This window comes from Acinetobacter sp. A1-4-2 (assembly GCF_040233925.1).
Lineage (GTDB): Bacteria > Pseudomonadota > Gammaproteobacteria > Pseudomonadales > Moraxellaceae > Acinetobacter.
Window position 1 is genome coordinate 1504183 of record NZ_CP157981.1, and the last position, 24469, is coordinate 1528651.

At 43.0% G+C, this 24469-nt stretch carries 22 protein-coding genes; 9 read left to right on the forward strand and 13 right to left on the reverse strand.

What is annotated here, in order from left to right:
* Nucleotides 1–32: 32 nt before the first annotated feature.
* From pcaD to ABJ384_RS07535, 12 genes are all read right to left on the reverse strand, one after another.
* Nucleotides 33–812, reverse strand: a complete 780-nt coding sequence (pcaD, locus tag ABJ384_RS07480; RefSeq protein WP_349929677.1) for a 3-oxoadipate enol-lactonase — start codon at nucleotides 810–812, stop codon at nucleotides 33–35.
* Nucleotides 813–882: 70 nt separating this feature from the next.
* Nucleotides 883–2085 carry a 3-oxoadipyl-CoA thiolase gene (pcaF, locus tag ABJ384_RS07485; RefSeq protein WP_349929678.1) on the reverse strand — a complete coding sequence of 401 codons (1203 nt, stop codon included), beginning with the start codon at nucleotides 2083–2085 and terminating at the stop codon, nucleotides 883–885.
* A gap of 183 nt (nucleotides 2086–2268) precedes the next feature.
* Nucleotides 2269–2925, reverse strand: coding sequence for a 3-oxoacid CoA-transferase subunit B (locus tag ABJ384_RS07490; protein ID WP_349929679.1), 657 nt, complete (start codon nucleotides 2923–2925; stop codon nucleotides 2269–2271).
* A gap of 19 nt (nucleotides 2926–2944) precedes the next feature.
* On the reverse strand, nucleotides 2945–3616 hold the full coding sequence (locus tag ABJ384_RS07495) for a 3-oxoacid CoA-transferase subunit A (protein WP_349929680.1): 672 nt from the start codon (nucleotides 3614–3616) through the stop codon (nucleotides 2945–2947).
* 20 nt (nucleotides 3617–3636) lie between these two features.
* On the reverse strand, nucleotides 3637–4866 hold the full coding sequence (benE, locus tag ABJ384_RS07500; RefSeq protein ID WP_349929718.1) for a benzoate/H(+) symporter BenE: 1230 nt from the start codon (nucleotides 4864–4866) through the stop codon (nucleotides 3637–3639).
* A gap of 56 nt (nucleotides 4867–4922) precedes the next feature.
* A complete protein-coding gene (gene benD / locus ABJ384_RS07505; RefSeq protein ID WP_300046252.1) occupies nucleotides 4923–5708 on the reverse strand; it encodes a benzoate diol dehydrogenase BenD in 786 nt (261 codons plus the stop codon).
* 13 nt (nucleotides 5709–5721) lie between these two features.
* Nucleotides 5722–6738 carry a benzoate 1,2-dioxygenase electron transfer component BenC gene (benC, locus tag ABJ384_RS07510; RefSeq protein ID WP_086196943.1) on the reverse strand — a complete coding sequence of 339 codons (1017 nt, stop codon included), beginning with the start codon at nucleotides 6736–6738 and terminating at the stop codon, nucleotides 5722–5724.
* Between the two features lie 87 nt (nucleotides 6739–6825).
* On the reverse strand, nucleotides 6826–7317 hold the full coding sequence (gene benB, locus ABJ384_RS07515) for a benzoate 1,2-dioxygenase small subunit (protein ID WP_180042559.1): 492 nt from the start codon (nucleotides 7315–7317) through the stop codon (nucleotides 6826–6828).
* Entirely contained in the window at nucleotides 7314–8696 is a 1383-nt protein-coding gene (gene benA, locus ABJ384_RS07520; protein WP_166169983.1) for a benzoate 1,2-dioxygenase large subunit, read from the reverse strand. The genes benB and benA overlap by 4 nt, the downstream gene beginning before the upstream one ends.
* Nucleotides 8697–8791: 95 nt before the next feature.
* A complete protein-coding gene (gene catA / locus ABJ384_RS07525) occupies nucleotides 8792–9712 on the reverse strand; it encodes a catechol 1,2-dioxygenase (RefSeq protein WP_180042558.1) in 921 nt (306 codons plus the stop codon).
* Between the two features lie 149 nt (nucleotides 9713–9861).
* Nucleotides 9862–10152, reverse strand: a complete 291-nt coding sequence (gene catC / locus ABJ384_RS07530) for a muconolactone Delta-isomerase (RefSeq protein ID WP_349929681.1) — start codon at nucleotides 10150–10152, stop codon at nucleotides 9862–9864.
* Between the two features lie 13 nt (nucleotides 10153–10165).
* On the reverse strand, nucleotides 10166–11275 hold the full coding sequence (locus ABJ384_RS07535) for a muconate/chloromuconate family cycloisomerase (RefSeq protein WP_086196938.1): 1110 nt from the start codon (nucleotides 11273–11275) through the stop codon (nucleotides 10166–10168).
* A gap of 115 nt (nucleotides 11276–11390) precedes the next feature.
* Between ABJ384_RS07535 and ABJ384_RS07540 the strand changes: the two genes are divergently transcribed.
* The 7 genes from ABJ384_RS07540 to ABJ384_RS07570 all read left to right on the forward strand — a co-directional run bounded on the left by ABJ384_RS07540 (nucleotide 11391) and on the right by ABJ384_RS07570 (nucleotide 20311).
* Nucleotides 11391–12302 carry a LysR family transcriptional regulator gene (locus tag ABJ384_RS07540; RefSeq protein WP_166169976.1) on the forward strand — a complete coding sequence of 304 codons (912 nt, stop codon included), beginning with the start codon at nucleotides 11391–11393 and terminating at the stop codon, nucleotides 12300–12302.
* A gap of 257 nt (nucleotides 12303–12559) precedes the next feature.
* On the forward strand, nucleotides 12560–13933 hold the full coding sequence (locus tag ABJ384_RS07545; RefSeq protein WP_180042556.1) for an MFS transporter: 1374 nt from the start codon (nucleotides 12560–12562) through the stop codon (nucleotides 13931–13933).
* Nucleotides 13934–14101: 168 nt separating this feature from the next.
* Complete coding sequence (locus ABJ384_RS07550) at nucleotides 14102–15370, forward strand: DcaP family trimeric outer membrane transporter (RefSeq protein ID WP_300046262.1); 1269 nt, start codon at nucleotides 14102–14104, stop codon at nucleotides 15368–15370.
* A gap of 615 nt (nucleotides 15371–15985) precedes the next feature.
* Nucleotides 15986–17212: an efflux RND transporter periplasmic adaptor subunit gene (locus ABJ384_RS07555; protein ID WP_349926483.1), complete on the forward strand. Its 1227-nt coding sequence runs from the start codon at nucleotides 15986–15988 to the stop codon at nucleotides 17210–17212.
* Entirely contained in the window at nucleotides 17209–18432 is a 1224-nt protein-coding gene (locus ABJ384_RS07560) for an FtsX-like permease family protein (RefSeq protein ID WP_349926484.1), read from the forward strand. Before ABJ384_RS07555 ends, ABJ384_RS07560 begins: the two co-directional genes overlap by 4 nt.
* Entirely contained in the window at nucleotides 18425–19132 is a 708-nt protein-coding gene (locus ABJ384_RS07565; protein ID WP_180042553.1) for an ABC transporter ATP-binding protein, read from the forward strand. Before ABJ384_RS07560 ends, ABJ384_RS07565 begins: the two co-directional genes overlap by 8 nt.
* A 1020-nt stretch (nucleotides 19133–20152) precedes the next feature.
* Nucleotides 20153–20311 (forward strand): hypothetical protein, encoded by a 159-nt coding sequence (locus ABJ384_RS07570; RefSeq protein ID WP_165493301.1) that lies wholly within the window; start codon nucleotides 20153–20155, stop codon nucleotides 20309–20311.
* A gap of 75 nt (nucleotides 20312–20386) precedes the next feature.
* Here the strand turns inward: ABJ384_RS07570 and ABJ384_RS07575 are convergent, their stop codons facing one another.
* A complete protein-coding gene (locus ABJ384_RS07575; RefSeq protein ID WP_349926486.1) occupies nucleotides 20387–21181 on the reverse strand; it encodes a hypothetical protein in 795 nt (264 codons plus the stop codon).
* A gap of 216 nt (nucleotides 21182–21397) precedes the next feature.
* Between ABJ384_RS07575 and ABJ384_RS07580 the strand changes: the two genes are divergently transcribed.
* Nucleotides 21398–22810: a PLP-dependent aminotransferase family protein gene (locus ABJ384_RS07580; protein ID WP_349926487.1), complete on the forward strand. Its 1413-nt coding sequence runs from the start codon at nucleotides 21398–21400 to the stop codon at nucleotides 22808–22810.
* A 133-nt stretch (nucleotides 22811–22943) separates the two neighbouring features.
* Nucleotides 22944–24365 (forward strand): amidase, encoded by a 1422-nt coding sequence (locus tag ABJ384_RS07585; RefSeq protein ID WP_349926488.1) that lies wholly within the window; start codon nucleotides 22944–22946, stop codon nucleotides 24363–24365.
* Nucleotides 24366–24469: the final 104 nt, after the last annotated feature.

Here is a 24469-nt window from a genome sequence, read left to right on the forward strand (position 1 = left end):
AAGTGGCTTTTTTACTCTTGCTCTGTGCTTTTTTAAGCTGCAATAAATTTTTGCACCGCCTGATTAAAGGCTTCAGGTTGCTCTACATTGGAAATATGCGAGGCATTGATTTCAAACAGCTGGCTATGAGCAATACGTTCTTGCATGAACTGACCATCAGCCACTGTAGTTACCGGATCTTGCTGACCTGCTATCACCAGTACCGGCACAGGAATATCTTTCAGCTGTTCACGTAAATCCGCTTTAGCCAAAGCTTCACAACAGCTTGCATAACCTTCGCTGCTGCCAGCTTCCAAGTCGTTTTGAAGATTTTCAACTACTGTTGGGTTGCTTTGGATAAAGGGTTCGGTAAACCAGCGTGATGCTGCGGTAGATGCAATTGGTTGAAGACCTTGCTGACGTACCAAAGTGGCACGCTCATTCCAGGCCTGTTCCTGACCAATTTTGGCTGCCGTGTTGCAGACAATCACGTGGCTAAAACGTTCGGGTTTATTAATCGCTAACCATTGACCGGTTAAACCACCCATTGAAATACCACAGAACGCAGCTTTTTCAATTTTTAAATGATCAAGCAGATTCACCACATCTTGACCCAGTTGATCAAGACTATACGGACCTTGTGGCGCAGATGAAGCCCCATGACCACGGGTGTCATAGCAAATCACAAAATAATCCTGTTTGAAATGATTAAATTGTTTTTGCCACATCCCATAATTGGTGCCGAGTGAATTAGAAAAAATCAAGGCTGGCTTAGATGCATCACCAAAGGTCTGGTAATTGATTTGGGCATCATTCGATGTAAAAGTTGGCATTTTTTTAGAATCCTTAATCTTATAAATCCCCCTAAGTCCCCCTTTATGAAAGGGGGACTTTGAATGAGGATTAAACGCGTTCAATGATCAAAGCAATGCCTTGACCGACACCAATACACATTGAACACAGACCGTATTTACCGCCAGTCTGTTCAAGCTGGTTCAGTGCAGTCATCACAAGACGCGCACCAGATGCACCAAGTGGATGACCTAAAGCAATTGCACCACCATTTGGATTGACTTTCTCTGAACCATCTTCAATGCCTAAGTCACGAGTACAAGCCAAAGCTTGTGCTGCAAAGGCTTCGTTCAGTTCAATCACGTCCATCTGTTCAATAGTCAAACCTGTTTGTGCCAACAGTTTCTTGATGGCAGGTGCAGGACCAAAGCCCATGATGCGTGGTTCAACACCGACAACAGTTGAGCCAATAATTTTGGCACGTGGTTTTAAACCGTGTTGAGCAACTGCTTCGTCAGATGCAATTAATAGGGCAGCCGCACCATCATTGATCCCAGAAGCATTACCGGCAGTTACGGTACCATCTGCTTTCACGACTGGTTTTAGTTTTGCCAAAGCTTCTGGTGTTGTTGCACGTGGATGTTCGTCTTTATCAACTACAACAGCATCGCCTTTACGTTGTGGAATCACCACAGGAATAATTTCTTTGGCAAAGAAACCACGGGCTTGTGCAGCAGCAGTACGTTGCTGGCTGGTTAAAGCAAACTGGTCCTGATCTGCACGGTTGATGTTGAACTGTTCCGCCAGGTTTTCAGCGGTTTGCGGCATGGTTTCCACGCCATACATTTCTTTCAATTTCGGGTTAATGAAGCGCCAGCCCATGGTGGTGTCTTCAATTTTTTGACTACGACCATAGGCAGATTCAGATTTACCCATTACAAATGGCGCACGACTCATTGACTCGACACCGCCAGCAATAATCAGTTCAGCTTCACCAGCTTTAATCGCGCGTGCTGCAATGGCAATAGCATCCAGTGATGAACCGCAAAGACGGTTAATTGTCGTTGCTGGTACTTGGTACGGTAAACCGGCTAAAAGTGCAGACATACGCCCCACGTTACGGTTGTCTTCACCGGCCTGGTTGGCACAGCCATAAATCACGTCATCAACCTGTTCCCAATTGACTGATGGATTGCGTTCCATTAAAGCTTTGATTGGAAGTGCACCCAAGTCATCGGTACGGACAGGAGCAAGGCCACCGGCATAACGGCCAAATGGGGTACGGATGGCATCTACGATATATGCATTTTTCATTGTGTATTTCTCACATATTTAAAAGAAGAAAACTCCTCCCTTTTTTAAAGGGTGAGAAGCATTGCTTCGCAAGGGAGGGATTTAATGAAGTAGTTTTATTCCTCAAATCCTCCCTAAATCCCTCCTGAACATGTTTTAAAGCACTGCTTTTAAAACTAAGTGCAAGAAAGGAGGGACTTCCCCTTAATTTGATTGAGTTGCATCAATCAGTTTGGCACCGGTCATCGACTGCAATTCTTCAAATGACAGACCTTCAACTCTCTCAATCACTTTCATGCCTTCAGGGGTCACATCAATCACACACAGGTCGGTATAGATTCGGTCAACACATTTCAGGCCAGTCGCAGGGTAAGACAGCTCAGCCACGATTTTTGGCTCGCCTTTTTTGGTCACGTGATCGGTGGTAATAAAGACTTTTTTCGCACCAACGGCTAAGTCCATTGCACCGCCCACTGCAGGAATCGCATCCGGCGCACCAGTATGCCAGTTAGCCAGGTCACCATTTTCTGCGACCTGGAAAGCACCTAGTACTGCGATATCCAGGTGACCACCACGCATCATGGCGAATGAATCACCATGATGGAAGAAGGCACCACCTTCAAGTAAGGTCACAAATTCTTTACCGGCATTGATCAGTTCAGGATCACGGTCTTCTTCAGCAGGAGGAGGACCGAAAGCCAACAGGCCATTTTCAGAATGTAAAAACACGTCTTTGTCTGAAGGCAGGTAGCTGGAAATTTTGGTGGGTAAGCCAATGCCGAGGTTGACATAGGCGCCATCAGGAATATCTTGTGCCACACGTTCAGCGATCTGGTCACGGGTCAGTTTGCTATAGCTCATTGTTTCTCTCCGATACCGATTATTGTGCAGGTTTAGCTTGAACAACGTGTTGAACAAAAATTCCCGGGGTGATGATGTGTTCAGGATCCAGTGCACCCAGTTCAACCAATTCAGACACCTGGGCAATGGTCACGTCTGCTGCCATCGCCATAATCGGACCGAAGTTACGCGCAGATTTACGGTACACCAGGTTGCCCCAACGGTCGCCTTTATGCGCCTTGATTAAGGCAAAATCCGCCTTGATCGGGTTTTCTAAAACGAAGTCTTTGCCTTCATAGTTCAGGGTCGGTTTGCCTTCAGCCAGCAATGTTCCAAAACCTGTAGGTGTATAAATTGGGCCTAAGCCCATACCAGCAGCCTGAATACGGCAAGCCAGATTCCCTTGCGGTACCAGTTCCAGTTCGATTTTGCCGGCACGGTAGAGTTCGTCAAACACCCAAGAGTCAGACTGACGCGGGAAAGAACAGATGATCTTACGCACAGCACCCGTCTTTAAAAGTTTGGCCAGGCCGTAATCGCCATTACCAGCGTTGTTATTCACAATAACCAGATCCTTGATGCCAAGCTCAATCAGGCCATCAATCAGCTCTGCTGGCTGACCCGCTGTACCAAAACCGCCAATCATGATGGTCGAACCATCTTTAATTTGAGAGAGGACTTCCGTTAATGAAGCCACGCTTTTATCGATCATAATCGTTCCTAACGCTAAAATTATTTAGTTTCAGTTTGGGAGAGGGAAACAGTGTTGGACACTGCGGGACCTGTTTTGGGTTTGCTTAATAAAAGATGGGCGACGAGGCCGATACAAATGCCCCAAAACACCGAACTCAATCCGAGGAAATGCATACCGGATGCTGTAGCTAAAAAAGTGATTAAGGCTGCATCACGTTCGCTTTCATCTTTCATGGCCACTGAAACATTGGTGGCAATGGCACCCAATAGGGCAAGGCCTGCAAGTGCTGCCACCAGTTCTTTCGGCAGCAGGCTGAACAGCATGACAATACTGCCGGCAAATAAACCGCCTAAAATGTAAAACACACCATTGGCAATTCCTGCGATATACCGTTTATCTTTCAGTTCATGTGCATCCTTACCCATACACAAGGCAGCGGTAATGGATGCCAAAACAATGGTGATGCCACCCACGCAAGCCACAGCAAGCGATGCAATACTGGTGGTTGTGATAATCGGTTTTGCAGGTGTGTCATAACCACTGAGTTTCATAATCGCCATGCCAGGCAAAAACTGCCCGCTAAGGCTGACCAAGATTAGTGGAATTGCCAGATTCAGCATGCCATTGATTGACCATTCAGGGCTAATCCACTGCGGAATGGCAAGGCTGAAATCGACAGTGACTGGATTCATTTTGCCGAGAATTAAACTGAGTAAAACTCCTGCAAGCAGTACCCAAACCATGCTGTAGCGTGGACTTACGCGCTTGGATACTAGAAAAACCAGTAGCATGCCAAACACGATCAGGGGCATGCTGTTTGTAGCGGTGAACAGCCCCAAGCCAAATTGAAATAAAATCCCGGCCATCATGCCCGCTGCAATGGATTGGGGAATCCACTTCAACAGCTTGTCGAAATAGCCTGTCAAACCAATAAAAAGAATCACCAAAGCAGCCGTGATATAGGCAGCGACCGCTTCATTTAAAGAAACATTGGGGAAGAGCGTGACCAGCAGTGCCGTGCCGGGCGCTGACCAGGCGGTGATAACCGGGACTTTGTACTTGATTGATAAAAAAATCCCAGCAACTGCTGCACCAATGGAGATGCCCCAGATCCATGAAATCATCATGCTGGGGTCAACATTGGCTTTTTGTGCTGCCTGGAAAAAGATGATTAATGGCCCGGAATAGGAAATCAGCACGGCTAGAAATCCTGCAACCGTTGCTGACACAGACCAGTCATCTTTTAAGCTTTTAAACAGGGTCGTCATTGCTACTGCCTCCATGCTGATAAATCAATGATCCTGTACCACGCCTATGATCAGGGTTAGCCCTGATCACCACCACCAACGGGAACCACTGTTCCTGTCATATAAGAGGATTCGTCAGATGCCAGGAAAGTGATGGCATTGACTTGTTCCTGAATCGTGCCATAGCGTCCCAGGAAGGTACGGTCAATGGTTTGATCAACCACTTGCTGCATCCATTCTTTTTCAGATTCAGTCAGTGGGTTGGCATTACGCGGTACTTTACGTGGTGGGGCTTCTGTTCCACCTGTCGCAACTGCATTGACACGAATACCATCTTTGGCATGTTCAAAGGCGAGGGAAGCGGTTAAACCATTCACACCACCTTTTGAAGCCGAATAAGGCACACGGTTAATACCACGTGTTGCAATTGAAGATACGTTGACAATGGTACCTTGCTGATTCTTGATCATTTCAGGCAACACTGCGCGGCAGCACCACATGGTTGGGAACAGTGAACGATTCACTTCCTTGATAATTTCTTCTTCAGAAAATTCTTCAAAGGGTTTCATCCAGATGGCACCACCGACGTTGTTGATGAGCACATCAACACGGCCATAGGTCTCAATTGCTTGGGCAACCACAGATTCTGCACCTGCAAAGGTTTCCAGGTTAGCCTTGACGATAATTGCATCACCTTCTTGTGCTTCAATTTCCGCTAATGTCTCGTCGACGTAATCGGATATATCTGCTAGAACAACTTGAGCACCTTCGCTGGCCACTTGTAGCGCTACACCGCGACCGATGCCTTGAGCGGCACCTGTCACGATCACAACTTTGTTTTCAAATCTTTTTGCGCAATTCATTTGATTCTCCAACTTAGTTTGCAGAGAATTTTTCGAACAGGAAGTTTGCTGGTTTAACACCTTCAGCTTCTAACCAGCCACGAACCGCTTCGACCATAAGGACTGGACCACATAAGTAGATGTCTACGTCACCACCGTTTAACCATTCATTATCAATATGGCCTGTGACATAACCTTTACGCTCATGTGCAGATTCCGGGTTTGCCACAACGGTACGGTATTCGAACCATGGTAATTTCGCTTGAAGTTCGTTAAGGCGCTCTAATGCAACCAGGTCAAAGTCGTTGGTTACACCAAATACCAGACGTACAGGCTGTTCTGACCCTTTTTCTTCAAGAACGGATAACATGGACAAGAAAGGGGCAATACCTGTACCACCTGCCAGCATCACGACAGGGCGTGCAACATTACGTAAATAGAAGCTACCGAAAGGACCGGTAAAATTCATCTTGTCGCCCACTTTAGCCGTTTGGCTCAGGAAGCTGCTCATTTTGCCATTCGGGACATTACGAACAACGAAACCGGTTTTACGGTCACCCGGTTTAGAGCTGAAAGAGTAAGAGCGGGTTTCAGATGTACCAGGAATACCGACATTGACATATTGGCCTGCCAGGAAATTAATTTCTGGCTCAGCAGCGTCAAGTTCGATTTCAAAAGTAATCGTTGATTCAGAGAGGTTCTCAACAGAAGTTAGAGTACCTTGATAAGTATGAATTTGAGTTTTACAAACATCAGAAGTTGCCTGAATCTGGAATACAGCATCAGACGTCGGGTGGCACTGGCAAGCCAGTACATAGCCTTCAGCCGCTTCTTCAGGTGTTAAAGCATCTTCGATATAAGTTTCTTCCGGCATATCATAAGTGCCTGATTCACAAAATGCACGACACGTACCACATGCACCATCACGGCAATCTAGCGGAATATTGATCTTTTGGCGATATGCTGCGTCAGAAAGAGTTTCACCGTCAACAACAGTAATAAAACGCGTTACGCCATCTTCAAATTGAAGTGCAACATTATGGTTTGACATGGCAAGTATCCTACAAATGAGTTAAAACATCAGGTGGCCCGGGCCAACATTCCATTGGGCCAAGGCCGGTTTTTAAATCTAATCAGCTTAGATGTGGTAAACATCAATAACTTGGTTGATATAGTCGTTTTTCAGTACCACGTACTTGTTCAGGATTTTTGGCTGTTCGCCAGAGAAATCGATCACATAACGCGACATACCGAAGTAGCTGTAGTTTTTCTTGTAACGGAAACTCAAAGTATTCCAGTTAAAACGTACAGTCACCTGGTCACCGTTTTGTTCCACAATTTCAATGTTGCTGATGTTGTGGCTGGTACGGGTATCCGGCATGGTTGCTGAAGAACGTTCAGTCTTGATACGGAATACACGGTCTTCCAAACCTTGACGGTCCGGATAGAAAATCAGGGAGATTTCAGACTGAGGATCTTCGGTCAAGGTGTCATTGTCATCCCAGGCTGGCATCCAGAACTGTGCATTCGGAGCGTAGCACGCTAACCAGTTATCCCATTGCTCGTCGTCCAGGAAGCGCGCTTCGCGGTAAAGGAATTGAGCAATATTTTCTAAAGTAATCGCGCTCATGCTTGTTCTCCTGCAGCAGCAATCTCTTTTTCAGCAGCAATTGCTTTTTTCATCAGTTTCAACCAGAACTCGTGTTGAGCCAGGTATAGACCTTCGTCTTCAGTTTTAACGCCAGAAAGTTTTGGTTTTAAACCGATTTCATTGGCAGCCTCATCTGGACCTTGGATCCAGTGTTTAGAACCGCGGCTCATATCATTCCATTCAAGCGCGATACCCTGGTAGCCTGCTTGACATGCGCGGAATTCTTCCAGGTCATCCGGAGTTGCCATACCAGACGCGTTGAAGAAGTCTTCGTATTGACGGATACGACGTGCACGTGCTTCAGGTGCTTCACCTTTAGGCGCGATACAGTAGATGGTTACTTCAGTCTTATCGACAGAGATCGGGCGCAGTACACGGATTTGTGAACCGAACTGATCCATGAAGTAAACGTTTGGATAGATACACAGGTTACGAGAACGCTCGATCATCCATTTCGCCATGGCTGCACCGTATTTCTCGGTGTATTCGTCTTTTTTCGGGAAGTTTGGACGGTCTTCCGGGTTTGCCCATTGCGTCCAAAGGAGCATGTGGCCATTTTCGAAACCGTAAGAACCACCGCCTTGTTTACCCCAAGAACCAGCACTCATCGCACGGATGTTGTCGCCGCCTTGTTTTTCTTTGCGTTGCTGAGTTGTCGCAGCATAGTTCCAGTGAACTGCAGAAACGTGATAACCATCAGCACCGTTTTCAGCAGTCAGTTTCCAGTTACCTTCGTAGGTATAGGTAGACGCACCACGCAGAACTTCAAGACCTTCTTCAGACTGACCAACGATCATGTCGATGATTTTAGTTGCTTCACCAAGATATTCTTCAAGAGAAGGAACGTCTGGATTCAAGCTACCGAACAGGAAGCCTTTGTAGTTTTCAAAACGTGCAACTTTTTTCAGGTCGTGTGAACCTTCTTTGTTGAAGCAGTCAGAATAACCGGCATCAGAAGGATCTTTAACTTTTAACAACTTACCAGAGTTGTTGAATGTCCAGCCGTGGAAAGGGCAGGTATAAGTTGCTTTGTTACCGCGTTTGTAACGGCAAAGCTCTGCACCACGGTGTGAACAGGCATTGATCATGGCATTCAGTTCGCCATTACGGTTACGCGCAATGATGATTGGCTGACGGCCAATGTTCGTGGTGTAGTAATCGTTGATATTCGGAATTTGGCTTTCATGTGCCAAGTAAACCCAATTGCCTTCAAAGATATATTTCATCTCTAAGTCAAATAAGGCTTCATCAGTAAATACTGAACGATGGAGTTTGAATTCACCTGTTTCATAATTTTCAACAAGTAATTCATCGATACGATCTAGATGGCTGGTATTGATTACAGGAATACGTGGCATGTCCGTTCTCCGACTTTCCAAATTTTAGGGAAGTCACCACAGCGCTTCATTGCCCTTCTTTGGGGAATGAAGCGTTGCAGTTCCTTGTTTGCTAATTAAGCGCTTGCGCGACGACGTTCAACTTCAGTAGAAGGCGCACCTTCTTTGTCTTTTTGAAGTACAACGTCGAATTGGATATGTTTGAAAGGACCTTTCAAGCCGCGACGCGCAATTTCAGCTTCGTCAGTAACGTCAACCGCAGTTGCTACCAGACCTTCGCGAGTACCGAATGCGAAGTCATCCCAAAGGTATTTGTCGCCTTCGATGTTGAACTGAGTTGTCAACTTGCGGTGACCTGGTGCAGAGATAAAGTAATGCACGTGTGCAGGACGCTGACCGTGACGAGAAAGCTTGTTCAACATGTGTTGTAACGGACCTTCAGGGTTCAAACCGTAACCTACAGGCATAGTGGTTTGCGCAGTGTAGTTACCGTTTTCATCACTCAGGATGGTACGACGAAGGTTGAAGTGCGACTGAGATTTGTCGAAGTAAGAGTAGTTACCGTTGCTGTTGGCATGCCACATTTCTACTTTAGCACCAGAAAGAACTTCACCATCAGTGTCAGTTACTTTACCTTCGATGATAAGTGTCGGGATTTTACCTTCTTCAGTACCATCGTCCATGCGAGCGAAACCTGTTGATTCAGGTGCACCAGCAACATATAGAGGGCCTTCGATTGTACGTGGTGTACCACCCGTTAAACCTGCTTTTGCATCAGCTTCATCAGCACGCAAGTCCAGGAAGTGTTCCAGGCCGATTGCTGAACCTAACAGTGCAAACTCATCAGCTTTTGCCATGTCGATCAGCGCTTCTACACCTTTCCAAACTTCAGACTGGCTTAGATCAAGATCTTCAATGGCTTGGTAAAAGTCTGTAACCAGACGAACAACAACTTGTTGTAAACGGGCATCTACTGGACCTTCAGAAGTGTCTACGTTACAAGCTTTAACTACATTTTCAATGGTTTGACGATCCATTTTATTACTCCTTGGAGGGGTGCTTTGGTGGCGAATATCTCTGCTTAAAGAGATAGATGGCTGCCACTTTCCTTGTTTGCTACTTGGTATGTTAAATATGTTTTTTTGTGAAACTGGAACAAAGGTTTATTCCAGTTTTCAGGGTTAAATCAGGTGTCATCTTCACGAACAGATGAGGGGTGACGGTTTAATGCCATCACTTCAATGTTCATGTAAGGGTAGAGTGGAAGACCCTGTAAAATGTTATGCAGTTCTTCATTGCTCTCGACATCAAAAATACTGATGTTTGAGTATTGGCCAGTAATGCGCCAGATATGACGCCATTTGCCTTGACGCTGCAATTCCTGTGAATAAACCTTTTCAACGGCTTTAATTTCATTGGCCTGTTCAACGGGCATATCACGTGGAATATTTACATCCATACGTACATGGAAAAGCATGGGTTTCTCCTGATTACTGACGACGCAAGTTGTCAATCTTGTTTTCATCCAGCTCAATACCCAGACCTGGACCGTTCGGAATCTCAAGTTCAAAGTTCTGATAGTTGAGCGGGGTTTTCAAAATATTTTCGGTAAGCAGCAATGGACCAAACAGTTCGGTTCCATACGCCAGATTTTCAAAGGTAGAGAAGACATGAGCAGAGGCAATCGTACCCACCGGGCCTTCCAGCATGGTGCCGCCGTACAGGTCGATACCTGCCAGTTTAGCGACTTTTCCAACCTCACAGCCTTCAACCAAACCGCCTGATTGGGCCACTTTTACTGCAAAAACTGATGCACCATTGTTACGTGCAATTTGATAAGCTGAGTGAGGACCCATCAAGGATTCATCCGCCATGATGGCCACATCAAAACGGCGAGTCAGGCGTCGCATTGCATCCAGATTGTCAATTGCACATGGCTGTTCAATCAGATCAACACCACCATCTTGTAACAACTGAATACCCTTGATCGCTTCAAGCTCAGACCAGGCACGGTTTACATCGACACGAATCGAGATGTCTTTGCCCAAGGCTTTCTTGATCGCCAGTACATGTTCAACATCTTCTTCAACCGGGCGTGAACCAATTTTCAGTTTGAACACATTGTGGCGTTTTGCCTCAATCATTTTCTGCGCTTCAGCAATATCTTTCTCGGTATTACCTGAAGCCAATACCCAAAGTACCGGAATACTGTTTCGTAAACGTCCACCTAATACTTCACTGAGTGGCAGGTTGAGACGTTGTGCCTTAATATCCAGCAGGGCAGTCTGAATGGCACATTTGGCAAAGCGGTTGCCATTAATATTTTTTTTGATTACCTGTAATGTTTGTGCAACATTTAAACCGGATAATGTTTTTAAAAGCGGTGCGAAATAAGTATCAATATTAACTTTGACACTTTCCGGGCTTTCTTCACCATAGCCTAATCCACCAATAGTGGTTGCTTCGCCCCAGCCTACATAACCATCTTCTGTGGTAATTTTAACCAACACCAGTGTCTGGGTTTGCATGGTTGCGACAGCCATCTTGTGGGGACGGATGGTTGGAATTTCCACCAGCAACGTTTCTATAGACTTATACATCTTTAAAATTCTCGATCTTGCTTTATGCCTGTCTTGTGATATACCTTAAAGGAATAGTTTTAATTGGTCGAAGATCAATTTTGCATTTTTTTATACTTTAAAGGTATTTTTAACTATGGAACTTAGACATTTACGCTACTTCGTTGCAGTGGTTGAAGAGCAAAGTTTTACCAAAGCGGCTGAAAAACTCTTTATTGCTCAACCTCCTTTAAGCCGACAGATCCAAAATTTAGAGCAAGAGCTAGATATTCAGCTGTTTGAGCGGGGTAGTCGTCCACTTAAGACTACGGAAGCAGGACAATTTTTTTATCAGCATGCGGTTAAACTTTTGTCTAATGCTGAAGAAATAAAATCGATGACGAAACGTATCGGGATTGCCGATCGGACCATTACCATTGGTTTTGTCGGTTCTTTATTGTTCGGTTTGCTATCGCGCATTATGTTTCTTTTTAAACAGCAGCATCCTTATCTCAAGATTGAAATGATGGAAATGAATACCTATGAGCAGATTCAGGCGCTTAAAGAAGGAAAGATTGATGTCGGCTTTGGCCGTTTAAGAATTTCCGACCCTGCGATTAAACGTGTACTACTTCGTGAAGAGCCTCTTGTCGCGGCAGTGCATGCCAGCCATCCTTTAGGACAGCGTTCTGGTGTGAACCTGTCGGAACTGGTAGATCACCAGTTATTCTTGTATCCCAATACCGGTAAGGCCAATTTTGCCAGTCAGGTCCGTGGTATATTTTCCGAGTATGGACTGGAACCCAAAAATGTTCGTGAAGTACGTGAACTGCAGCTTGCACTCGGTTTTGTTGCAGCAGGAGAGGGCATTTGCCTGGTGCCGGAAAGTGCCAAAAACATTAAATTGGCGCATTTAAACTTTATTCCTATATTAGACAGTTTTGCGGTGAGTCCAGTCTTCATGGCCATTCGTAATATGGATGAAAGTGAATACATCCAGTTCCTGTTTGATGCGGTATATCAGGTTTATGACCTGGAAGCGGTGCAATATGATCGTGCCGTGTTCTGATCAGGCACAGTAAAAAACAACCCTAAAAACCTTAAATATAGAAAATTTCTCCAAATAATGAGACTCAATAAAATATTTTTATATAAAAAGGTGATGGGTCTCATGGTCTTTAATATATCTAAAGCATAGTAAATACAGGATTTTGACCTAAAGCAGACTTTATAGGTATAGAAACATGCCTATTCAGTTTTGGACATTTTTTCGCATCTTCTGCATTGTGAGCACCAGAAACTGAACTTCACAATTAGGAGGTGGAGATGTCTACAAATAAAGTGAATATTAATACGCTGATCGATGAGGCAAAATTTACGCCATTTCACTGGGGTGTGTTGCTTTGGTGTCTGTTGATCATTATCTTTGACGGTTATGACCTGGTAATTTATGGGGTAGCTTTACCACTCCTGATGCAGGAATGGGCACTCAGTACCGTACAGGCAGGTTTGCTGGCCAGTACTGCATTATTTGGCATGATGTTCGGTGCCATGAGCTTTGGTACTCTCTCTGACAAGATTGGCCGTAAAAAAACCATCATGATCTGTGTTGCACTTTTCAGTGGTTTTACCTTTTTAGGTTCTTTTGCCAGTAACCCTACTGAGTTCGGTATTCTTCGCTTCTTAGCCGGTTTGGGAATTGGTGGCGTAATGCCAAACGTGGTTGCCCTCATGACCGAATATGCACCAAAACGTATCCGCAGCACGCTGGTTGCCCTGATGTTTAGTGGTTATGCGATTGGTGGAATGTCATCTGCATTATTGGGCGCATGGTTGGTTCCACAGTTTGGCTGGAAAATCATGTTCCTTCTTGCCGGTACTCCATTATTACTTTTGCCGGTTATCTGGAAATTCCTGCCAGAATCGCTGATGTACCTGACTGTTAAAAAAGAAACAGAAAAGGCCCACGTCATTATCCAAAAATTGTCACCAGAACAGCAGATTACAGCTCAAACTGAATTTGTCCTGAATGAGGTGAAAAAAGGTGATGAAGCGCCACTCAAAGCATTGTTCCAGCAAGGCCGTAGCTTTAGTACCTTCATGTTCTGGCTGGCTTTCTTCATGTGCCTGTTGATGGTATATGCTTTAGGCAGCTGGTTACCAAAACTAATGATTCAGGCAGGTTATTCACTGGGCGCAAGTATGATCTTCCTGTTTGCCCTGAACATTGGCGGCATGATTGGCGCGATTGGCGGTGGCTACCTGGCAGACAAGTTCCACATCAAAAAAGTATTGACCATCATGTTTATATGCGGTGCATCGGCTCTGGTTCTGCTTGGTTTTAACAGTCCACAGTTTGTATTGTATGCCCTGATTGCCTTGGCAGGTGCCTCGACTATCGGTTCACAAATTCTGCTATATACCTTCGTCGCACAATATTACCCATCGACTGTACGTTCTACCGGCATGGGTTGGGCTTCAGGGATTGGCCGTATCGGAGCGATCGTAGGACCAGTACTGACCGGAACTTTATTAACTTTTGAATTGCCACACCAAATGAACTTCTTTGCCATCGCTATTCCGGGTGTGATCGCTGCGCTGGCTGTTTTCATGGTTAATCTAAAATCTTCTGTAGAAGGCCAAGCCCTTGCAGAATCTGCTGTCAAAAGCAGTCCTGTTGCACAAAAAGTCACCCAATAATTTCTTTACCTTTCCATTAATCTACTATCATCAATGATATAGATCGCCATCGTAAGCGATGGTGATCTGTTGCTAGAATTTGACGGCACAATAACAAGCGAGTTTAGGATGAACGCGAAAACATTAACCCAAACAACTGATTTACAAGCAACAACGGTTCGACCAAATATGCAGCGTACGCTCATGATAAGCATGATTGCATTAAGCATGGGAGGAATGAGTGTTGCAGCGCAAGCACAAACCCAGCAGCAAAATGAAATTGAACAGCTTAGACAGGAAGTTCAAGCTTTACGTAGTTTGGTGGAGCAGCAAAAAGTACAGAATGCACAAACTGCAACAGCAATTGCTAACGTACAACGTACTGCAGCAACTGTGCCAGCGAACCCTGTATTAAAAACTGCCAAAGGCGCCGAGTTTAATTTATATGGTAATGTGCGTTTAGATGCCTCTTATAAGGTTGATGGCGGTCCTATCGATTGGCCATATAACCAGATCAATAACGTGGCACTGGAAGGTACTGCCGGAAATAGCGACCGTTTAAGCTCGACTTTATCTGCAACGCGTTTAGGCCTTGATTTTAAAACTCAGGCTGCTGAGCAAGAGGTCAAAGGTAAAATTGAAGTCGACTTTTTGGGTGGAGCTAACTTCGATAATCTGCGTATCCGTCATGCCTATGTAAATTATGGTAACTGGCTGTTGGGGCAAACCTGGTCAAACTTTGCAGTACCGGATTATATGCCAGAAACTATTGATGCAAATGCATACGTTGGTGGTGCTGTGAAACGTACACCACAAGTGCGTTATACCGCCAAATTTAATCCACAAACCAATTTGGTATTAGCTGCTGAAGATCCTAAAGATAAATTGGTCACTGATAAGGTGATCACTCAGCGTTTACCGGCGTTAACCGCACGTTTAAATCATCAATTTGCAGATAACTTAAATGTCAGCGTACGTGCCATGGGTCATGAAAAGCGTATCAATTCTGAAGAAGAAATGGCATGGGGAGTAGGTGTAGGTGCAAAGTATGATGTCGTACCTGGTACCACCTTAAAAGCAGATTATTACCATGTTAAAGGCGATAGCAGCTTCGTATCATTTGCCAATAAAGGTGTTGTTGTAGAAGCAGATGGTAGTCTTGTACAAAACGAATTTGATTCTATTATGCTAGGTGTTACCCAAAAATTTAGTGACAAATTACATGGCACTTTGGGCTACGGCTATATGACTTTTGATAAAGATCAAAATTATCTGGATGCTCCAGGAAGTGCAGCTACAGCCAATAAAGACCTCTGGCAAGCTTGGGCAAATGTTTTTTATAGCCCAACCAAGCCTTTGAGTTTTGGTCTTGAATATGTCTATGGTGAACGTGAAACTTTTGCTAGCAAGACAGGTGAAGACAACCGCTTAAATGCAGTTGCAATCTATAACTTCTAATAGTCCCCTAAATAAAGACCTCTTATTATGCACTACATAGTAAGGGGTCTATTTTTATATGTATATTGTGATCATTTGAGAATCAAAACCTGAGCCAGAACAAAGCACAGCCATGGACTAGATCTTTTTTGCTATTACCTCATTGTGAACCACTCGTTTAGAATGACTAAATTTAGTATTTCTTGCCTCACATCCTCTAAAAAATACTTGCACTCGCAAATATAGACGAATTATCAACAGATCCTCATTTTCTATTATTGAATTTCGCATAGTGAAAATTAGTGCATAGCCACAATAAGGTCTATCAAAAGATCAATAGAGATATCTTGAATTTGGGCGACCCTTCCGTTTAAGTTAAACTGGCTTATGAATTTTAAAGTAGTAAAAATACGGAAATAGGTGTAAGCGGGGTTATTTTTCGTTTATCTTTATATGACTCATTTGAATCCTAGCCAATTCACAACAGGCCGATCGCTACCATAGTGTAATGGTTTAATTTCATGAGGCTTTTCAAAAAATCTTATTGTCAATAACAAGTTGAAGCATACAATTCTACAGAGCAACAGTACTTGCTGTTAGATGTACCAAGCTCTTAAGCTGAACTGGAGAGATTCATTGCGCGTTGTTCGCTATAAATTTGTGATTATCATCCTGCTGCTCATACTTGCAGTAAGCTATGCTCTATTTCGATGGTGGCAGGGACCTGTGTTACCAGGATATACCCTGACATACAGGCCTCTGGTGCAAAATGTGGTAGCGACTGGCCGTGTAGCGACCGTATCACGTGCTCAGGTGGGCAGCGAAATTACCGGTGTCGTTCTTGAGCGGTTTGTGCAAGAAGGTGATCAGGTGGTGCCTGGTGATTTACTGCTCGTCCTAAAATCGGATGAACTGCTTGCACAGGTACGACAAGCCGAAGTGGCTCTGACCGAACTCGCAACCAGCCGGCGTCCACAGGCAGTAGCAGAACTGGCCACTGCCAAAGCCCAGCTGGAACAGGCCAGTCGGGAAGCAGCACGCAGACGTAATCTAGAAGCTGGCATACTCTCAGCAGAAGAAATAGAACAGGCCGTGCAAGCGGAAAGAGTCGCCCGCAATAATTTTGAAACAGTACGTCTAAAAACAGCAGCATTGGCACCGGGTCAAGTCGAGGAAGCCAAGCTTCGTGAGCAACTTGCTGCAGCCCAGGCTCAACTGGCCAAAACTAAAATTCGCTCTGCAGTCACCGGTACGGTACTCACTCTGGATGTGGAACCGGGTGATCTGATCCAACCGGGTCAGACTTTATTTAGCATCGCATTGAAGGGCAATACAGAAATTCGGGTGCCTTTAGATGAGCGAAATTTACCGCAACTTGCTTTACAGCAAAAGGCTATGGTCATTTCTGATGCCTATCCGGATCAAGCTTTTCCGGCCCGGATCAATTTTATAGCCCCAAGCATTGACCCGCAGCGTGGTACGGTAGAGGTTCGCTTAGCCGTCGATCCGGTGCCTGATTTTCTGCGTCAGGATATGACGGTGTCGGTGAATGTCGAGACCAACAGACGAGAACGGGCATTGGCTATTCCGAATGATGCTTTAAGCAGTATCAAAGGCCATAAGGCCAGTGTGCTATTGGTACATGATGGAAAAATACAGCATCGTCAAGTTACTTTAGGATTACGTGGCTTGGCGATGTCAGAAGTGGTTTCAGGTTTAAGTGATGGTGATCAGGTGCTGGCCGATGCCGAATCCTCCTTAACAGAGGGTGCGAGGGTACGCTTAAAACAGCAAAAAACACCTTGGAATCATCAGGCTGATGATACAGATAGTAAAAATGAATTACCGGTGAAATTCGATTGAAAAACTTTTTCGGGCGGCTTTGGACAGAATGGACAATCGCAATCAGTTTTTTGCGTGAAGGCCGTGCACAGTCCATCATGATTACTGTGGGTGTTGCAGTGGGTGTGGCTGTCATCATTTTTATCAGTGCTTTAATTCAAGGATTGCAGTCGAATATTGTCGAACGTACTTTGGGTACTCAGGCGCATATCCGTTTGCTGTCACCGGATGAGGTGAACCAGATTGTGCCGCCTGCTGCAGGGACGGTACAATTATTGCAGGAAGACAAGCGGGCACAGCGGCTACGCTCGATCAACAACTGGCAGCAGATTACTGAGACTTTAGATCAGTTGCCGGTACTGACCGCCGTATCTCCGGTGGTATCCGGGCCGGCCTTTGTGCAACGGGGGGATGCCATTCAATCGGTTGCCTTGGTGGGTATCAATCTGGAGCGCTATCAACAGATCATCCCGCTGAAAGAATATCTGCTGAGTGGCCAGTTACGCATCGGCGCTGACGATGTACTCATTGGTAGTCAGCTCGCCAAAGATCTGGGTGTGCAGGTAGGAAGTAAGTTACGGCTGGATACGGGGCGGGAGAATAGTGCATTGGTCAATGTGGCAGGGATCTTTGAACTTGGGGTACGCGAACTGGATGCGCGCTATGTGTATCTGGACTTGAAACAGGCACAGTCCTTACTCAGTTTACCTGGTGGAGTTACAGTGATTGACCTAACCATTTCAGATATTTTTGAGGCAGATAATATTGCTGCACAGATAGGACGCTTGACCTCATTAAAAGCCGAAAGCTGGATTAAAACCAATGCTCAGCTCATGAATGCAATTACCGCTCAGAGCCTGTCGACCAATATGATTATTATATTTGTGGCAATTTCTGTGGCATTTGGAATTGCCAGTGTCATGTCGGTCAGCGTGGTGCAGCGTACCCGGGAAATCGGTATTTTACGCGCGACTGGCGCGACCCAGTTGCAAATTTTAAGAATTTTCCTGTTTCAGGGCGCAATATTTGGCCTGCTGGGTTCGGTTTTAGGCAGTGCGGTCAGTTATGGACTGGTATGGATATTCAACACCTTTGGCCCGGGTCTGTTTTACATTCCTCTTTCGATCAATCTGGTAATACTGGCCTTGTTACTGGCTACGCTGACTGGCGTACTGGCTGCTGCGATACCATCGCGCCGGGCAGCAGCATTGGACCCTGTAGAGGCGATTCGTCATGTCTGATCAGTCTCAGGAAGTACTGCGCCTAGAAGCGCTGCATAAATCTTATAATATCGGGCAGCCCAATGAAGTTGAAGTATTGCATGGAATCGATTTGCGTATCGCACGCAATGACTTTGCTGCGCTGATTGGTCCATCCGGTTCCGGTAAAAGTACCTTATTGAATATTTTAGGTTTGCTGGATAAACCTAGCAGCGGTGAGCTGTATTTGCTGGGTCAGCCAACCAGTCGCATGGATGATGCCGGACGTACTGCGCTACGCGGCAACAGTATCGGTTTCGTGTTTCAGTTTCATCATCTTATTCAGGCTTTTACTGCCTTAAACAATGTACTTATGCCGTTAATGCTGACACATGGCAAGCCGGACAAACAGGCACTGGAGCGAGCGCGTGAACTGCTTGCAGCAGTCGGTCTTGAACAGTTTGCGGATCGTAAACCGAATGAACTTTCGGGAGGGCAGCAACAGCGGGTGGCGATTGCCCGGGCACTGATTACGGAACCAGCGCTATTATTAGCTGATGAACCTACAGGGAATCTGGATACCCAGACGGCTGCAGAAATGTTTGAACTGTTCCGTAAAGTGCATCGCGAACGTGATTGTGCTGTACTGCTGGTAACGCATGATCCACGTCTGTCCGCGACCTGTGATCGCACCATCAATCTGGTGGATGGTCGTATTCAAAGTGATTCATCAAATCATTAAACTTGATTTTTTATCTTAAAATCCTATCCATTATCTTACCCACCAAGTCATAAGTGCAATGAGGGAATTCATCCTTATTGCTATTGGCTAGGCATGCAAAAATATCAATCGTTTTAGCGATTTCACTTTTAGCTTTAATTTCTGCTGAAAATTTCAAAATTAACTTTTGCAATGACTACCTAATTATTAGAATGAATAATTCAATAAGTATTTAAATTTTCTTAATTAAATTTATTTACATAAAATTACATGACTAGTTAATATTAGAATTTCCTTCTTTTGACTAGTTAACTCTTAGAATGAAAAAAACTTAAAAAATTACCACAATTTCAAAATTAACTTTTATCGACAGGAACTATAGATAGGATCATCCTTTTGATTATTTTGCAAAACTGAAAAATAAATTTCAGGTTCAACCTTCACAACACCCCCAACAACAAATACAACCTGCATCACAACCTCTTTAAATGATTACAAAAGATGATTTAATGTATTTGTTTATGCTTATGCAAATTTTGATTCTTGCTTTGATCTTTGCTTTTAAAATGTTTGTTTGGTCAGGTTGGTATCATTTCATTTTTGGCTAAAGCTCTTTGTGATCCTTAAGTGAGTTGCTTATAAAAGTGAAGTGGACGTTTATAAATTAGCTTCCACAATAAAAATACAAACATCCAAAGCTCACGGATTTCGGCATAACGTATATTATGTTACTTAGGATACTTCACTGGAGAGATTAATATTGTTGTGAATCTCTCCAGTGAAGTTGCGCCAACGGCTGAGTTATGTAGGGCGCAATCTTGGATATCTTATTTAACATAATATACATTATACGAAATCAGTTTGTAAGCCCAAAGTAGAAATGTCCGCTTTTAGAATACGCACCTTTAAGATTATCGAAGCAGACGGTTTGATATCCAGGTATCTATAACTGTTATATAAATATTTCACTTTTTTGTATCTATAGATACGCTGTTGTATCGTCAATAATCAATCTAACAGATAAATAAATTGAGATAGCTGATGAACAATCAAGAGCCAAAAAAGCAGCAAAAATACGCTGACAGTGAAATTTCAGATAAGGCTTTCAAGCGAGCCATTATTTGGTTTGGAATTTATGCTTTGTTATTCTGTATCGGTGTCGCATTCGTAGTTGGCGCCGATAATTCATATCTTCCCTAATTGCTACATAATCACAGCCATAACTACAGCTATGATCAAGCAGCATATTTTCATCAAAAATGCTGCTTTTTTAGTTTAATGATATTGAATTTTAGTTTGCATATATTCACCATAGACTGAAAGCTTTTCAAAAATATGCTCGGAATAAAACATATCATCTACCAGTAATTGCGCTTGATCAAGACTATATAAATCTAATATTTTCAGTAATTTACCATTAATTTTAGAAAGCTTTGTACAAAGTTGTATATATTCATCATTTTTGTTTTTAAATAACAGCTGTAACATGTTGATTTTACTTATATCTATGTATTTATTTTGATTTTCCAGTGTGATGATTTGAATCTGTACATGCAGAAAATGAGCGATTAGATTAATCAGCTCCAGATTGATATCTAAACGCGTAATACAAATTATTCTAGATACTTTTGAGTTACATAAACTATTGATTAAATTTAGATAAAATGAATCTTCTTGAGTCATTTCTTCATCATTTAATTGTAAAGATAGCCCCAGACTATCCAATAATTCATCAAAATTAAAGCTAAGGTTGCTCTGGTTGGCCTGATAATAGCGCGACAAAATGCTCAAACTTTGTTCATTTTTAACTGTATGATAAATCACCTTATGATTCAGATTCGACAATATAAATGGTGAGAATAAATAGGCTAAATCTTCAATATGCTCTGTAATAGGATCTTGCAGGATCACAATCTGCCCTGCTTTCTCTATCTCTCTAAGCTTTTTTGCTCTCAATACTGTGGCTTCAACATTCAAATATTTTTGCTTAAGTAATCTTTTAACCTGCGGAGAAATTTCGTATCCTGACAGCAACTGATGGATCAAATTAAGTTGCGATATTTCAAACATTTGTCACTCCATTTCAACATTTTATCTACCTTCATCACACGTTTGCATGAAGTGTTCGCCAGTATCGCAAATTCTTTTAAACTTAATAGATACAACATCAATTATAAAATTTATAACAGATCAGTATTTTTTAAAAATCTGTTATAAAAATACTTTAATATTAATTAAATATCGCTATATTTATATACAGTCACTTTTCATCAGTCATCTTTTAATATGTATAAGTCAGAACAGCTTGCTCATCAATTAAGACAATTGATAGAAAGTGGCTCACTGAAAGCCCATGAAAAACTCCCTTCTTTACGTGAACAAGTGCAGCTTTCCGGTTTTAGCCTGATTACAGTGATGAATGCTTATCAAGAGCTTGAATCTAGAGGTTTAATTTATGCGAAAGAAAAATCTGGCTACTACATTGCAAATACATATGCAGACCATGAACATAATGCACCTTTAATTGTTTCTCTCAATTCCAATATTGAGATCAATTCATTAATTTTTAAATATCTCAAATCCATTCAAGGTGAACACATCGTTCCATTTGGTTCGGCATTTCCGGACAGTGATTTGGTCTATTCCAAAAAACTAACGCAAATTATGGGGCAAATCGCACGTAATAAAAAAAGTTATGATGCCATTGATAGTTTGCCCCCAGGAAATTTTTCATTACGCAAACTGATTGCCCAACGCTATTGTATGCAAGGTATACCCACCGACCCTGATGACATTGTCATTACATCTGGTGCTTTGGATGCACTAAACCTGGCCTTACAAGCGATTGCCAAACCTGGTGACTATATTATCCTGCAGCAAAATATTTTTTATGGTGCCTGGCAAGCAGCTGAACGCTTAGGCCTAAAAGTGGTCACTATTCCTGAACATTCCAAACATGGATTTGACCTGGAAGCTTTTGAACATATCTTAAAAACCTATCCGATCAAACTCTGCTGGTTCATGCTAAATAGCCATAATCCGGTAGGTTTTACCGTTTCAGAAGATATAAAGTTTCAAATTTCAAAATTATTACATCAATATCAAGTTCATATGATTGAAGATGATGTGTATGAGGAAATGTATTTCGGGCATAAAAAGCCTTTACCCATGACCTATTATGATCAAAATAACTTAGTCCTGCACTGCTCTTCTTTTTCAAAAACCTTAGGTGCGACGTTTCGGGTGGGTTGGGTACATGCAGGAAAATACTCACAGCATATTCAGCACTTGCAATTAATGAGCACTATTTCGGTCAATTCTTTATTACAAACTGCTTTAGTGGAATTTTTGTCGAACTTTCATTATGAAAAGCATCTGCGTAGTTTGCGTAAAAACTTACAGCACAATAAATTGTTATTTTATAGATATTTAGAGTTAAATCTACCAGCCAGATGTAAAGTTGAATATCATCCAAGTGGTTATTTTTTATGGCTTAAACTGCCTATAAATGTAGATAGCATGTGTATTTATGAAGTCCTGATCCAACAGCAAATTGGCATTGCACCGGGCCAGCTTTTTAATATCACCGCACAAAAACAGCATTATTTAAGAATAAACTGTTCATTTGCATGGTCAGATTCAGTTCAGCATTCACTTGATCAGGTCATTGCTACGCTGCAAAAATTTATAATAGATTAATAGTTTAAATTGACAGTGAGTATTGTCATGACTATGTTGTAAAATGATTTTGATCAGCGCTGTCTTGTTATGCTGATCTCTATTAAGACCAAATGAAAAACAAAAATATTGGGAAATATGGGGCTATAATGATATGGAATCACAAAATTCTAAACGTATTCATGCATTTGATAATGATGTAATGTCAGATCTAGATGCCGTGGGTATCGCACAATTAATTCGCGATAAACAGGCTTCTGTACAGGAAGTCACTACAGCGGCAATTGCACGTGCACAACGCGTCAATCCGTATCTCAATGCAATTCAGCTTGAATGTTTTGAGCGTGCTTTAGCAAAACCACGTTTCAAACAAACAGGAATTTTTGCCGGTGTTCCCTTCTTTTTTAAAGACAATACCGATTATCAGGGCCTTGCAACCAATCATGGCTCTAAAGCAGTAAATGGTAAAATCGTATTAATTAATCCCAAAATTAGTCAACAATTTTTAGATCAGGGCTTTGTGGTTTTAGGCAAAACCACCCTGCCAGAATTCGGTTTAAATGCTACCACCGAGTTTAAAGATGGCAGTGCGACTTTCAATCCATGGCATACGGACTATTCTTGCGGGGCATCTTCCGGTGGTTCTGCTGCAATGGTTGCCTCAGGTGCAGTGCCTATTGCGCATGCCAATGATGGTGGCGGTTCAATTCGTATCCCCGCTGCCTGTTGTGGTTTGATTGGTCTTAAACCCAGTCGCGGTCGTACTTTTGATAGTGATGCAGCGCGTTCTTTACCCATCAATATCATTAGTGAAGGTGTGGTTACCCGTAGTGTCCGGGATACCGCTTATTTTTATGCTGGTATGGAGCAAAGATTTTATAATAAAAAACTGCCTAAAATCGGCTTAATTGAACAGCCGATCCAGCGCCGTTTACGCATTGGTCTGGTTACTCAATCCATCACAGGTCAAATTGATCAGGAAACGTCATTTACCCTCCACCAAACTGCAAAGTTACTTTCAGATTTGGGGCATCATGTTGAAGAATTCCAGTTACCTATCTCCATTAGCTTTGTCGATGATTTTAGTGAATATTGGGGTTTTTTATCATTTATGCTGCAAACTTTTGGCAAAAAGGCGTTCGGGGCTGGATTCAATGTTAAACAGTTGGATAATTTAACGGTGGGACTTGCCGGACTCTACAAAAAGAACTTTTACAAGACACCGTTATTTTTATATCGCTTAAAAAAAATGCAGCAACAGTATCAAGAGGTTTTTAACCAGTATGACGTGCTCCTTTCACCCGTGTTAGCGCATACAACCCCACCAATTGGTTATCTATCGCCTAGGCTTCCCTTTGATCAATTATTTGATCGGATTCAAAATTACGTTACTTTTACTCCAATTCAAAATGTGGTGGGTGCTCCTGGCATGTCGATTCCAATGGGACAAACACAAGTGGATGGCTTACCGATTAGCATGCAACTTTCTGCCAATATTGGGGATGAAAAAACTTTAATTGAATTGGCCTATGAAATTGAACAGGCAAAACCCTGGCGTAGAATTCAGGATACTTGAGCATAAAAATGCATAAGGAAATGACCTATTCCTTATTCCATAGAATATTAAATACAATCATTTATTAAACGTCTTTCATCATTTTTGACACCCTCTTTATTTTT

What these genes read in the sequence shown, in the direction of transcription:
- pcaD (WP_349929677.1), bottom strand. Translation starts at nt 812, where the DNA reads ATGCCAACTTTTACATCGAATGATGCCCAAATCAATTACCAGACCTTT.
- pcaF (WP_349929678.1), bottom strand. Translation starts at nt 2,085, where the DNA reads ATGAAAAATGCATATATCGTAGATGCCATCCGTACCCCATTTGGCCGT.
- ABJ384_RS07490 (WP_349929679.1), bottom strand. Translation starts at nt 2,925, where the DNA reads ATGAGCTATAGCAAACTGACCCGTGACCAGATCGCTGAACGTGTGGCA.
- ABJ384_RS07495 (WP_349929680.1), bottom strand. Translation starts at nt 3,616, where the DNA reads ATGATCGATAAAAGCGTGGCTTCATTAACGGAAGTCCTCTCTCAAATT.
- benE (WP_349929718.1), bottom strand. Translation starts at nt 4,866, where the DNA reads ATGACGACCCTGTTTAAAAGCTTAAAAGATGACTGGTCTGTGTCAGCA.
- benD (WP_300046252.1), bottom strand. Translation starts at nt 5,708, where the DNA reads ATGAATTGCGCAAAAAGATTTGAAAACAAAGTTGTGATCGTGACAGGT.
- benC (WP_086196943.1), bottom strand. Translation starts at nt 6,738, where the DNA reads ATGTCAAACCATAATGTTGCACTTCAATTTGAAGATGGCGTAACGCGT.
- benB (WP_180042559.1), bottom strand. Translation starts at nt 7,317, where the DNA reads ATGAGCGCGATTACTTTAGAAAATATTGCTCAATTCCTTTACCGCGAA.
- benA (WP_166169983.1), bottom strand. Translation starts at nt 8,696, where the DNA reads ATGCCACGTATTCCTGTAATCAATACCAGCCATCTAGATCGTATCGAT.
- catA (WP_180042558.1), bottom strand. Translation starts at nt 9,712, where the DNA reads ATGGATCGTCAAACCATTGAAAATGTAGTTAAAGCTTGTAACGTAGAC.
- catC (WP_349929681.1), bottom strand. Translation starts at nt 10,152, where the DNA reads ATGCTTTTCCATGTACGTATGGATGTAAATATTCCACGTGATATGCCC.
- ABJ384_RS07535 (WP_086196938.1), bottom strand. Translation starts at nt 11,275, where the DNA reads ATGTATAAGTCTATAGAAACGTTGCTGGTGGAAATTCCAACCATCCGT.
- ABJ384_RS07540 (WP_166169976.1), top strand. Translation starts at nt 11,391, where the DNA reads ATGGAACTTAGACATTTACGCTACTTCGTTGCAGTGGTTGAAGAGCAA.
- ABJ384_RS07545 (WP_180042556.1), top strand. Translation starts at nt 12,560, where the DNA reads ATGTCTACAAATAAAGTGAATATTAATACGCTGATCGATGAGGCAAAA.
- ABJ384_RS07550 (WP_300046262.1), top strand. Translation starts at nt 14,102, where the DNA reads ATGCAGCGTACGCTCATGATAAGCATGATTGCATTAAGCATGGGAGGA.
- ABJ384_RS07565 (WP_180042553.1), top strand. Translation starts at nt 18,425, where the DNA reads ATGTCTGATCAGTCTCAGGAAGTACTGCGCCTAGAAGCGCTGCATAAA.
- ABJ384_RS07570 (WP_165493301.1), top strand. Translation starts at nt 20,153, where the DNA reads ATGAACAATCAAGAGCCAAAAAAGCAGCAAAAATACGCTGACAGTGAA.
- ABJ384_RS07575 (WP_349926486.1), bottom strand. Translation starts at nt 21,181, where the DNA reads ATGTTTGAAATATCGCAACTTAATTTGATCCATCAGTTGCTGTCAGGA.
- ABJ384_RS07580 (WP_349926487.1), top strand. Translation starts at nt 21,398, where the DNA reads ATGTATAAGTCAGAACAGCTTGCTCATCAATTAAGACAATTGATAGAA.
- ABJ384_RS07585 (WP_349926488.1), top strand. Translation starts at nt 22,944, where the DNA reads ATGGAATCACAAAATTCTAAACGTATTCATGCATTTGATAATGATGTA.